8 protein-coding genes and 1 other RNA gene are annotated in these 12,434 nt (G+C 41.4%); 2 read left to right on the top strand and 7 right to left on the bottom strand.

The genetic code is table 11. The annotated features are described in order from the left end of the window. The first annotated feature begins 318 nt into the window (after positions 1-318). Complete coding sequence (locus KK487_RS03120) at positions 319-1,518, top strand: alpha/beta hydrolase-fold protein (RefSeq protein ID WP_128583171.1); 1,200 nt, start codon at positions 319-321, stop codon at positions 1,516-1,518. A 159-nt stretch (positions 1,519-1,677) separates the two neighbouring features. Here the strand turns inward: KK487_RS03120 and KK487_RS03115 are convergent, their stop codons facing one another. The 4 genes from KK487_RS03115 to KK487_RS03100 are packed head-to-tail and all read right to left on the bottom strand — an operon-like array spanning position 1,678 to position 5,965. Then, entirely contained in the window at positions 1,678-2,844 is a 1,167-nt protein-coding gene (locus KK487_RS03115; protein ID WP_128583170.1) for an FAD-dependent monooxygenase, read from the bottom strand. Next, on the bottom strand, positions 2,841-4,028 hold the full coding sequence (gene ubiH / locus KK487_RS03110; RefSeq protein ID WP_128583192.1) for a 2-octaprenyl-6-methoxyphenyl hydroxylase: 1,188 nt from the start codon (positions 4,026-4,028) through the stop codon (positions 2,841-2,843). The genes KK487_RS03115 and ubiH overlap by 4 nt, the downstream gene beginning before the upstream one ends. A gap of 14 nt (positions 4,029-4,042) precedes the next feature. Next, positions 4,043-5,365 carry a Xaa-Pro aminopeptidase gene (pepP, locus tag KK487_RS03105; RefSeq protein WP_128583169.1) on the bottom strand — a complete coding sequence of 441 codons (1,323 nt, stop codon included), beginning with the start codon at positions 5,363-5,365 and terminating at the stop codon, positions 4,043-4,045. A 36-nt stretch (positions 5,366-5,401) separates the two neighbouring features. Next, positions 5,402-5,965 carry a UPF0149 family protein gene (locus tag KK487_RS03100; protein WP_008110427.1) on the bottom strand — a complete coding sequence of 188 codons (564 nt, stop codon included), beginning with the start codon at positions 5,963-5,965 and terminating at the stop codon, positions 5,402-5,404. 225 nt (positions 5,966-6,190) lie between these two features. Between KK487_RS03100 and ssrS the strand changes: the two genes are divergently transcribed. Then, positions 6,191-6,374: non-coding RNA, 6S RNA (ssrS, locus tag KK487_RS03095), on the top strand. Between the two features lie 153 nt (positions 6,375-6,527). Here the strand turns inward: ssrS and KK487_RS03090 are convergent. The 3 genes from KK487_RS03090 to KK487_RS03080 are packed head-to-tail and all read right to left on the bottom strand — an operon-like array spanning position 6,528 to position 12,207. Next, positions 6,528-9,611: an efflux RND transporter permease subunit gene (locus tag KK487_RS03090; RefSeq protein WP_016900630.1), complete on the bottom strand. Its 3,084-nt coding sequence runs from the start codon at positions 9,609-9,611 to the stop codon at positions 6,528-6,530. Beyond that, positions 9,608-10,804 (bottom strand): efflux RND transporter periplasmic adaptor subunit, encoded by a 1,197-nt coding sequence (locus KK487_RS03085; protein ID WP_013464147.1) that lies wholly within the window; start codon positions 10,802-10,804, stop codon positions 9,608-9,610. Before KK487_RS03085 ends, KK487_RS03090 begins: the two co-directional genes overlap by 4 nt. Continuing rightward, entirely contained in the window at positions 10,801-12,207 is a 1,407-nt protein-coding gene (locus KK487_RS03080; protein ID WP_036956073.1) for a TolC family protein, read from the bottom strand. The genes KK487_RS03085 and KK487_RS03080 overlap by 4 nt, the downstream gene beginning before the upstream one ends. Between the last annotated feature and the right edge of the window lie 227 nt (positions 12,208-12,434).

The raw sequence follows: 12,434 nt of genomic DNA, 5'->3' as shown, positions 1-12,434 counted from the left end.
TTAAAAGCCGAAATGAGCGCGCATTTTACGCTTAGTAGGATAATTAAGCAAGTAGATTTTTAAGCTTTAATAGATAAGCGTTAAAGGGTTCGGGGTTCGGGGTTCGGGGTTCGGGGTTCGGGAAGAGATTATTGGATGCTCCCTTTATATCAATAAGTAAAATCAAGATAAGTGTTTAATATTTACGAGGTAGACGCCGAGCTTGAAAAGCATAGCTTTAAATTATTTAAGCTCTACATTTGCTTCTAAAATATAAACATTTACTCAAACCTAAAGCCGTGCAATTATTGAGCAACACATTATTTAATAAGGATATTTATGAAGCTTTTACTATCGCTTGTGTTAATACTTACTTTTAGTACACCTATTTTAAGCTATGCAGACACCGCTACAACCGACATAACCGTGGGTAAAAAGGTCATTCTACAATCAAAAATACTTAACGAAGACAGACCTATCAGAATATTCATACCTGACAATGTAAAAGACGATCAGCCGCTCTATGTTATTTATTTACTTGATGGTATTGAGCACTTTCATACGGCGTCTGGCGTTATAAAATCCCTCATTGATTACGAGCAGATACCTAATGCAATGCTTGTTGCTATTGATACAACCAACCGCGTTCGTGATTACTTACCTAAAGTACAAGGTGAGCCTAAAACGGAGTTTCAAACCTTTGTTAAAAATAAATGGCCTGACGCAGGGCAAACCGATAATTTTTTAAAGTTTGTGTCTGATGAGCTCATGCCCTATATAAATAGCAACTACCCAACTAATGGTTACAACACCTTAATTGGTCATTCTAATGCTGGTACATTAGCACTTTATACTTTAGTTAATCAACCGGCACTATTTAACAACTACATCGCTATAAGCCCAAATAGTTGGTGGAGTGATGAAGAGTTAAAAAGTAATATTATTAAATACACTAAAAACCCCAAAGGCGCTCAAGCGTTATTTATTAGTGTTGCAAGTGAAGGCGCACGCTTTTATACCGGCGTATTAAATACTTTAGTAAATTTAGAGCAACAAATGCCCACGCAGCTAAAATGGAAATATAAGCATTATCCCACTTTTACTCATATGGGCACCATACTTCCAGCACTTAGCGATAGCCTAATTCACTTATTTAGCGACCTAATATTTAAAGTGACTGACGAGCACGGAAAATTTGCAGATGTATCATTGATTACCGGTTACTACCAAGCACTTAGTGATAAGTACGGATTTGAGCTTAAAATTCCACAAGATGTGTACGTAGAATTTGCCCACAGCCAACAAGAGTTTGGTAACACTAAAAAAGCTATTTCAACACTAAAACACTTTACTAACGATTACCCTAATGCTGCTTACTCTCACATGCGATTATCGCAAGGCTACACGGCTAATAAACAGTTCAAAGAGGCATTCACTAGTATGAAACACGCACTAGAACTTGCTAAACAGAACTCGCGTGACCCATTGTTAGTTGATGCACTACAAGATATGGTGAATGAAGCAAAAGAGAATTTGTAGCTCATTAATTTAAAGCATTACGAGCTTCGCTTGTCGTGTCAGCAAGCTGTACGCATACACTAAAGAAAGCATTAGCCTATAAAAAAACCGATGCTTAAACTAAACATCGGTTTTTATTTTACTGAAAGCTGACAGCTAGAAACTGACCGCTTGTCTTTATCACTTCCCTATCGCTTCTTTGGCGAATAGGTGTTTGATTGGGCCCAAGTTATCAACTAACGAAAGCCCTACCCCACGAATCAGCTTTTTAACTGGGTTTGCGCCTTCAAATAACTCTTTTAGCCCTTGCATCATGGCAATGTGTTTTTGTGCGTCGAGCTTACGGGTGCGCTCGTAATCACGCAGTGTGCGCGTACTTGCAAATTCTTTGGCGTCTTGACTTAGTAGCTCAATTAAATAAGCGGCGTCTTTTAGGCCCAGATTCATACCCAGCCCTGCCAATGGATGAATGGTATGCGCTGCATCGCCCATTAACACCACCTTGCCATTAACCCATTGTTGGGCGTAACGCATTTTAAGTGGAAACGCGACGCGCTTACTTTGCACTTCACATAAACCGCATTGGCCATCTATGGCAGCCATAACTGCTTTATTAAAAGTGGTGTCGTCCATTGCTAACAATTCATCACAATGATTCGGGCTGGTAGACCACACAATTGAATGAGTATGCTCATCGCTCAATGGTAAAAAAGCTAGCGGCCCCGTTGGTAAAAACACTTGGCGTGCGGTATTTGTATGTGACTCTTTGGTTTTAACTGTCGCTACTAACGCATGGTGATCGTAATCTTTAAAGCTCAGCGCCATATTAAACTGTTTACGAATCGCTGAATTTGCCCCATCAGCCGCCACCAGCAACTTAGCAATAATAGGTTCGCCAGTTTTTAAATTAATAAATACATCAGACTCGCTTTGGTGTATTTGCTGATACTCGGTATTAAACATGAGTGTGGCATTACTTTGTTGCTCAAGCTCTTTTATTAGCGCAAAGCGAATAATATCGTTTTCAACAATGTGGCCTAAATGCTCAAGCTCAAGTTGCTCGTTATTAAAAGCTATTTTTCCAAAGCTGTCGGCATCGCGTACATCCATGTGCGTATAAGCACAAGCACGCTCAGCTATTATGTGTGGCCATACATTTAACTGCTCGAGCAATGTTTGGCTGGCAATGCTCAATGCGCTTACACGTAAACCATAGTCATCGCTCGGTGGAGCTTGAGTTGGCGCTGCATCTAACACAACCACGCTGACATTTGCTTTAGCAAGCCCTAGCGCCAGCGTTAAACCTACGCAGCCACCACCCACTATACAAACCTGTACTTGTTTCATAAACGTGTACCTTGTTTAACTTGTCCCATTAACTGTTTAGCCAATGGGGCTTTGAATGCGGGGAATAAATCCATTGAAAATAGCCCAATACTACGACCAAGCGCTAACACCCGTGATGAGTTTGAAAAAAGTCGAACCAAGGCATCGGTCAATGTCATCACGGTGTTTATATCATCACTGCGCTTAATTGAATATTGACGAGTAAAGGCATAACTACCTAAATCGTGTTCACTGTTTGCTATTAAGTCACTAAGCACTTGTACGTCGCGCAGCCCTAAATTAAAGCCTTGACCTGCAATGGGGTGAATTGCATGTGCCGCGTTACCTATTACCACAGTACGGTGCGCCGTCAACGATTCTATTTGCCCATAAACCAGTGGATAACTGGCGCGCATCCCTACTTTTATAAACTGCCCAGCACGATAACCAAAGGTGACTTGCAGTACGCTTAAAAAGTCTGATTCACTTAATGCCATATACTGCTCAATATGTTCTTGGCGCATACACCATACTAACGAATAGCGGTTATTACTCATGGGTAATAAAGCCATTGGGCCATTTTGGGTAAACCGCTCAAACGCCTGATGATGGTGTCCACCAGCCACTTCTATATTGGCAATAATCGCGCCTTGTTCATAAGGCTGGGTATTGAAACCTAAGCCTAGCAAGTGACGGGTTGGCGATTGTGCACCGTCGGCAATCACTAACAGCTTAGCGCTTAGTTTTTCACTACTTTGTAATGTAAGTTCATTACTTTCGGCATTTTGTTTTATCGCCGTTACGCTATTAGGGCAAAAAAGCGATATATTTGATTGCGTTAAACGTTGATGCAGCGCTCTGCCAAATGGGTTTACCTCCACCACATAGCCTAATGAGGGTTTTGCAAATTCATCACACTGTATGTGGGTTTTACCAAAGTGCCCTTTGTCTGACACACTGACTTTTTTTATGGCCGCCGCATAGGGAGCGTTTATTTCAAACAAATTGAGGCTTTGTAAATACTCCACCGACTGCTGTGCAAGTGCGATGCTTCTGTCGTCAAAACTTGGGTGATAATCTGTGGTTACTTGGTTTGCTTCAACCACGGCAATATGTAGGCTGGGATTTTTTTTACTTATACTCAGTGCGCAACTTGCGCCCACTAAACCACCGCCAATAACTACAACATCAAACTGCTTAGCCACTTTTATCTCCAAGCTTATGCGTTTTTAGCGCTTTGCATTAACGCTTCTATTTCGCTAATTTTTTTAGGCACGGTAATCGTTAAGTTTTCGTGACCAGACTCAGTTACTAATAAGTTATCTTCAATACGAATACCTATACCTTGGTATTTTTTGGGTGCGTTTGAATCTTTACTAATATAAAGCCCAGGTTCAATGGTCAGTACCATACCCGGTTCAAAAGCACGCTCTTGGTTATTAACCTTGTAATCGCCCACATCATGAACATCGAGTCCTAACCAATGGCCAAGACCATGCATGTAGTATTCTTTACAGGCACCTTGCGCCATTAACTCATCAAAATCGCCGGTTAAAATACCTAAATCGAGTAACCCTTGGGTTAGCACTTGCATAGCTAATTTATTAGCCTGCGATAAGTAGCCACCGGGCTTTACTTCGCTAAATGCCACTTCTTGCGCTTTGAGTACAATATTATAAAGCGCAGCTTGCTCGGTGCTAAATTTACCATTAACGGGGAAAGTACGGGTAATGTCGGCTGCGTAACCTTGTAGCTCACAACCTGAATCAATCAGCACTAGGTCGCCATTGTTTAATACATCGCTGTTTTGGGTGTAGTGCAAAATATTAGCGTTATCGCCACTACCGACAATGGTGCCATAAGCTGGATGTGGCGCCCCATTCATCGCATAGTGATGATGAAGCTCTGCCTCTAATTGAAACTCGGTTGCGCCAACGTGGGAAAAGCGCATGGCACGCATGTGTGCTCGGGCACTTATTTCGCAGCCTTCACGCATAATGTTAATTTCGCTTGGCGATTTAAATAGGCGCATTTCATGTAATAACGGGCGAATATCTTTAAGGGTACTCGGTGCTGTATCGCCTTTTTTGGGGGCACTACGCAAAGTATTAAGCATTGAAAATACTTTGCCGTCGAAGGCAGGATACGTCCCTTGTGCATAAAATAAAATCTGTTGGCCGTTCACCAAATTCAATAATTGTTCGTTTAGTTCACTTAATGCATAAGTTTTGTCGAATAAGTATTCACTTTGCGCTTTTTCAAAACCAATGCGCCTGCCGTGCCATACCTCTGCAAGTTTATCTTTATCTAAACAAAACAATATAGAAGGCGTATCACTGTCTTTGCATAACACCAATACCGCATCGGGTTCGTTAAAACCAGTTAAGTAAAAAAAGTCACTGTCTTGTCTAAACGGATAATGAGTATCTCGGCTACGTGTGAGCTCGGTTGCAGCAGGAATTATCGCAATACTGTTGCTATCCATTGCCGTCAATAAACGCTCGCGGCGCGCTTTAAACTCTGACTTTTGTATTTCAACCATTAATAACTAACCCATTACTTTTGTTGTATTACTAAATTAATGCAGTGTTTTTTTGTTGCTTTGTGGGTTTTGCTCTTTGCCAAGTTCAGCAAAACACAGTAACGCCGATACGCGTACGTACTCAATCACTTCATGTAGTGCTTGGCTATCTTCTTCGGTTTCTTCAAAGGTTGTATCAAGGCGCGTAATTTCGCTAAAGTCGCTAATCACTTCTTTTACATCTGCCGACAGCTTGCCATAGTCTTTTTGCTTTAAGCCAAAGCCCAGCATAAACCCAGCTACCCATGATACGAGCCCATTGGCTTGATCGATGAGTGTTTCGTCATCACTCGGTAAAAACAAATCAAATTGAAACTCTTCATTGTTAAAACTTTCAACCACTTGTTGATAAATTTGGCCAAAAAACTGTTTTAAATCGTTGCTAAACGACTCGCCATCATTAAATACATCGCTCAGTAAGCCTAAATATTCTTTATCGTCAATGCTTAGCCCACAAGCAAGTAAGCCGCTAATAACGCCATGCGCTTCAGCAGGTGATACAAATATTTCGTTTTTCTCTAAAAGAAGTTGGGCTTTTTCGTAATCTGGTAAGTTATTCATAATGACGTCTTCGCTTTGCTAATTAAAGCAATGCTACCACTCGATAAAAAGCAACTCCAATGAATTCTATGACTGAGGTCAAAAGCAAGCGATTGAAAAGCTGATTAAGTTCAAAAAGCAATCTTAAAAGTAAATATAAGATTAAATTTGCAGGAAAACTGAGCGAACAGTTTAATTTTTTACGATTGGGGTTTAAGGATTGGAATATGTCTTATATACTAAATTTGTTCCCTGGGGTGCAGGAGCTTGGTTAAGTCCCTGAGCCGATAAATTTTATACCAGGATTTTTGTTCGTTTACTATTGTGCAAGCTCGGCATGTACCGAGAAGCCTACGGTAAACCGCAGATTTCCGCCCTGAAACCTCAAGGTTTCAGGACTGACACCGGGCACCGCATTCTCGGGGAACACCTTCCTTTATAGCTTAGGTTCTAGGTTCTCAAGCATTTCTTTTTAACTAAACATTCCCTATCTTTCGTCTTTAAATATATCGAACTGCGCCTCCACAGCCCGATATTAAACTTGTTTCTAACACCTATCCCTTTGTCTTTTTAATGCCTAACACTACTTAAACCAACCTTGAAAGCGCTCCATCAGCATATAGTTAACGGGAACAAATAATAAGGTTATAAAAGTCGCAAATATAATCCCAAAACCTAGGCTTACTGCCATAGGAATTAAAAACTGCGCCTGAGTCGCCTTTTCAAACAGCAGCGGCATTAAGCCTATAAAGGTGGTTAAACTAGTTAGCATAACCGGGCGAAAACGCGCTACGCCGGCGGTTTTAACAGCTTCCATTAAATCGAGCCCTTCACTGCGTTTTTTATTAATAAAATCAACCAATACTAACGAGTCGTTCACCACGACCCCAATTAACGCGAGCATTCCCAGCAAACTCATAATGGTAAGCTCCATAGTCATGATCCAATGGCCAATTACTGCGCCAATCATGCCAAAAGGAATAATGCTCATCACCACCAGTGGCTGTAAGTACGATTTAAAGGGAATTGCGAGCAACCCATAAATTACAAAAAATACAAATACCATTCCCCACAATAATGAACCAAACGATTCGCGCTGCTCTTTGGCTTCACCTTCTAATGAATGGCTTACACCTGGGTATTGTTGCACAAGTTCATCTAAGTAGGTTTTTAAATCAGCTTGAAGCACGGTCATATTGGTATCGGTTTTTTCTACATCCGCCGACACATTAAGAGTACGGTAACGATCAATACGGGTAATGGTTGATGGGCTTTGACCCGGTACTAAAGTGGCCACGTGTGACAGCGGCACTCGCCCACCATTAGGTGTTTGTATTAATATATCTTTTAAATCAGCAACTGAGCGTCTTTCATCTATAGGTAAGCGCACCATAACGCGCACATCATCACGCCCGCGTTGAATGCGCTGTACTTGTACACCAAAAAACGAGTTACGCACTTGTCTTGATACATCAACTCTATTTAATCCAAGTGCAAGCCCTTGCTCTGTTAGCTCTATTTGTAGCTCTTCTTTACCATCAGACATGCTATCGGCAATATCAAACACGCTTGGATAAGTGGCCAATCGTTGTTTAATTTGCTCAGCCACTGTTTGCAGTGTGGTTATGGAATTACCCGATAATTGAATATCAATTGGGTTTGAGCTTCTACCTATTTCTGCTCTAAATGTGAGACTTTCAGCCCCTGGGATCACCCCTATTAATTGCCGCCACTCTTTTACCAACTCACGCGAACCAATATCAGACTCTCGTTGTTCTGCTGGGGTGATTTCAAAGCGCACACTACCCGAATTAGCCGCACCGCCTCGCCCGCCAGTGCTGGCTAAAATATTAAGGATAATACTTTGCCCTGTTTCTTCATCTTGATACTTACGCTGAAGCTCTCTGGCTTTATCTGACATATCAATAATGTATTTATTCGTGACTTCAAACGGTGTTCCCGCAGGAAAAGTTAAATTAACCCGAACTGTTTCACTGGGAATACGTGGGAAGAAAATAAACTTAGTCCAACCACTGGTGATCATGGTTAAAATAATTAAAAACACGCCCATAAATAAACTGACTGTGGCCAGTTTGTTGCGTAGCGCTAGCCCTAATACGGGTTGGTAATATTTTAAAATGGCATGCTCAAAACCATCAGCAAAACGTTGTTGGAGTTGCTCTAATTTAGAACCTTTGCCTTTTTGCTGGCGCAGTTTGATATATTTTAAATGCGCTGGCAGCACAAATTTAGATTCAATCAATGAAAACAATAATACCGGAATAACCACCACCGGAATTTGCGCAAAAATAGCGCCTCGCGCGCCTTCTATAAAACCTAACGGTAAAAAAGCGGCCACGGTGGTTAACACGCCAAATGTAACTGGCGTGGCTACTTCTTGAGTTCCTTTTATAGCAGCCTCTTCGCCCGATTTGGCGGTTTTTAAATGGGTATACACGTTTTCACCGGTAACAATAGCATCGTCCACCACAATCCCTAGCACCAATATAAAACCAAATAAGCTGATCACATTTATGGTCACGCCAAAGGCGGCCATTGCCATAAACGCGCCCATAAATGAAACCGGAATACCAATAAATACCCAAAACGCGATGGCAGGTCTTAAAAATAAAGTCAGTAACCCCAGTACCAAAATACCGCCCTGTAAAGCATTGCTAGTTAGGGTAGCAATACGGCTTTTTACTACCTCAGAGTCATCATCCCAATAGCTTAAATAAAACCCTTGCGGTAAATTAGCTTGCTCACTGGTAATATAGTTTTTAACTGCATCGGCCACTTCTATCGCACTTTGCGGACCAATGCGGTACACATCGATAAATGCGGCTTGTTTGCCATTAAAGCGGGTGCGCACGGGGGTTTCTTCAAAATCATCGTTAATGGTTGCAATATCACTTAAGCGAATAATAGTGCCATCGGCTTGATTTTTTATCACAATGCTTGCAAATTCATCTTTGCGGTAAGCTTGCCCTTTAGAGCGAATAAGTACATCGCCGCCCTCTGTTTTAAGGTTTCCCGCTGAAATATCAGAACTTGAATTGGCAATGGCACTGGATATTTGCGCCAAGGTTAAATCGTATTGGCGCAGCGTATCTTGGCTTACTTCGATTGCCAGCTCATAATTACGTACGCCACTAAGTTCAACTTGGGTAATCGCCGGAATACGCAGCAATTCATCACGGACTTGCTCTGCATATTCTAGGGTTTCTTTTTCGTTGTAGTCACTTGAAACAGTGACTGCTATTACTTCACGCTTACGCTGGATTAACCCTATTACTGGTTTTTCTGCATCGGCTGGAAAGGTATTAATGGCATCGACACGGCTCTTTATATCCGCTAACAATTCACGCTCGTCATAGCCAGTATCAACCTCAACGCTTACTTGTGATGACCCCTCAGAAGAGCGGCTCGATATTTGTTTAATACCTTCGAGATCTTGTAATGCTTCTTCTATTCGTATGGTGACCCCTTTTTCAGCATCTTCTGGGGTTGAACCACGTAAACTCACACTAATATTTATACGATCAGAAACAAACGAGGGAAACACCTCTAACGGTAACTTAGAAGACAGGCTGAATAGGCCGCCCAACACAATACTAATTAGCAATAAGTTGGCAGCCACATGGTTACGAGTAAACCAAGCGATCATGGCTGCTCTCCTGTTTTTTGTGCTTTAGGAGTCGCATCCATTATCTGCACTGGCGTACCTGAACTCACTTGCCCCAGTGGCGTCAGTACTAATTGACTACCCGCTTCAAGACCTTTACTCACAATGCCTTGCAGCGCATTTTGCCACGCTAAAGCAATATTTTTACGCTGTAGTGTGCCATTTTCAACCACATAAACATAACTGCCTTGATATATCGCACTATTGGGAATAACGAGTACCTGAGAGGCGACTTTGCCATTAATTTTAGCTTTAACGTATTGTCCTATTTTTACTGGGTATTGATTATCACTGGTTGATTTATAAGGGTCATTAATTTTAGCCACCACATACAATTGCTGAGCACTTTCATCTATTGCGCCCTCAGTACGAATAAGTTGGCCTTGCCATTGTTGCTCGCCAATTAAATCTGAAGTGAAATTAACCGCTGAGCCACGCTGATTTTTAGCACCATCTCGATATTGCTCAGGTAAATTAATAAAAGGCAGATCTTTATTCTTTATCGGTAAGCGTATTTCAACACTGTCGGTTGCATAAATTGTCGCTAACTGCATATTGTTAGATACCACCTGACCTAAGTCAACGCTGCGGTTTAATACTCGCCCAGCATAAGGGGCTTTAATTTTAGTACGTTCAAGATTTAGTTGCGCTTTTTCCAATTGTGCTTGTGCTGACAAAACCTGTGCTTGCGCTGCAGCTAGCTGTGGCTTTCTAAGTACTAAAATACTCGGTTCAGACTCATTGCCTAAACGTTGCCAATCAGTAAGCGCTTGTCGGCCTCGTGCTTGCTCTTCTAATAAGTTTTGCTCGGCATTGAGCAAATTAGCTTGTGCTGATTTAACTTCCGCTTTTAAATCGCGATCATCTAGCTGAAGTAACACATCGCCTTTTTCAAAAAAGCCGCCTTCGCGGAACTGCTCATTTATATCAATAATCAGCCCAGAAACCTGAGCCACCAACATACTTTGAGTCCGTGGTTTAACCGTACCAAAGCTATCAATTTCAACGGGGTAGTCAATTAACTGCAATGGTTTTACCGCTACATTAATTTTTGCTTTTGGCGGTGCTGAAAAACGTGATGCTTTAGGCGGGTTTCCCTTAATAAACATCACCAAAAAAATGGTCGCTATAATGATAGCAGCGGGAACAATTATTTTTTGTTTGTTTAGTTTCATAGTGCTTGCTCATCCTGTGCGGATCTTGATTTTGCAAAGTCGCCCCCAAGAGCAACATGTAATTTAATGCGATTTGTGAGTAATTGGTTTTTAATTTCAATCAGTGAACTTTGTGCATCAAACGAGCGTGCTTGTGCATCTAATACGGTGGTGTAGCTCACTAAACCACTTTGATATTGTTCAAACGATAATTGCTCTGCTGCTAAGGCATTTTCTTGTGCCTGCAAGGTGCTTTGGTAGCGTGCCTTTAAAGATTGTTGTTGGGTAATAGCATTTTCAACATCACCAAATGCATCATATAAAGATTGCAGATAGGCTTGCTCTTGCTTTTGCGTTTGTAAACTGGCTATTTCCTCGTTCGCAGCGAGTCGCCCAGCGTCAAAAATAGGCGCTGAAATGCTACCAATAAGTGACCACGCAAGACTTGAAGCAGAAAATAAGTCGCTTACCCTGTTAGTGCTATCGCTTAAACCTGCCGCTAAATTTAAACTCGGAAAACGCTGTTTATGCGCATACGCAAGCGAAGCGTCGCTGGCTAATAACTGATACCAACTAGCACGCAACGCAGGTTTGCGAGTAATAAGCTCCGACGGTAAACCAAGAGGAATGTCGTCATTAATTACAGGTAGGTCGTTATTCGCTGCTATCAATCCTTTTGGATACTCCCCCAATAAACGCTCAAGGCTACGTGCAGCTTGAGTCAAATTTGCTTTTTGGGTTGCTATACGGGAGCGTTCATTGTTTAACTCATTGCGAGCTAAATAAACATCTAACGCTTCATTTAAACCTTGGCGATAACCCGACTCAATAATCTCAAGGTTTTGCTGGGCGTTAGCTTCTCTGCGCTTAAACAAATCAAGTAATTGCTCTGCACTGATTAAGTTAAACCAATTTGTTATAACATCTGCAATAAGCTGTTGTTTAGTTTGCTCATAGCGAGCTTGCTGAGCAAGGTAGTTGAGGTTGTCTCTGCGCTTTGCATCAGAGAGTTTACCCCATAAATCAATTTCATAGCCTAACTCTAACGATACAGAGCTTGAGTTATTATAACTAACCGGACGATTATCTTTGCTCCGTCCTACTCGCGTTGAAATATCTAAACTGGGCCATAAAGCGGCACCGGTGACAATTAATTGCTGTTTTTGTATTTCTACATCAAAACGGTTTTGCAATAGTTGCTGATTGTTTTTTAGCGCTTGAGTAACTAGCTGCTTTACTGTTGGTGAAGCAAGTTTATTAAACCATGTGTCGTTGACAGCAACTACTGATTCAACAGCTGTTTGTTGCCACTGATCTGGGAGTGTATTCGGTGCTTGCTCACGTAGTTGCGGGTTTAAGTTACTCGCACAACCACTTAGCAGCATAATACTTATTGCCAATAAAGATGGCTTATATTGCCACATTATGTTTAAACCTGATTAATGCTATTTATGAATGTTATTCAAGCACTTTAGCAAACGTTGCTCAATTGACTTTACATAACATTACATACTTTGCGATGAAATTATAAGTGCCGTAGATACGCCAAGTATTAACATATTGATCACAAATTAATAAACAACCTAATTTTTAGCCAAAAAAGCTGAATAAAGTTCTCAAAGAGGTACGAAAAGGACAGAGGGACTTACTG

Source organism: Pseudoalteromonas sp. SiA1, from assembly GCF_018732205.1.
Taxonomy (GTDB): Bacteria; Pseudomonadota; Gammaproteobacteria; order Enterobacterales; family Alteromonadaceae; genus Pseudoalteromonas; species Pseudoalteromonas tetraodonis.
This window is presented reverse-complemented; position numbering and strand designations above follow the sequence as displayed.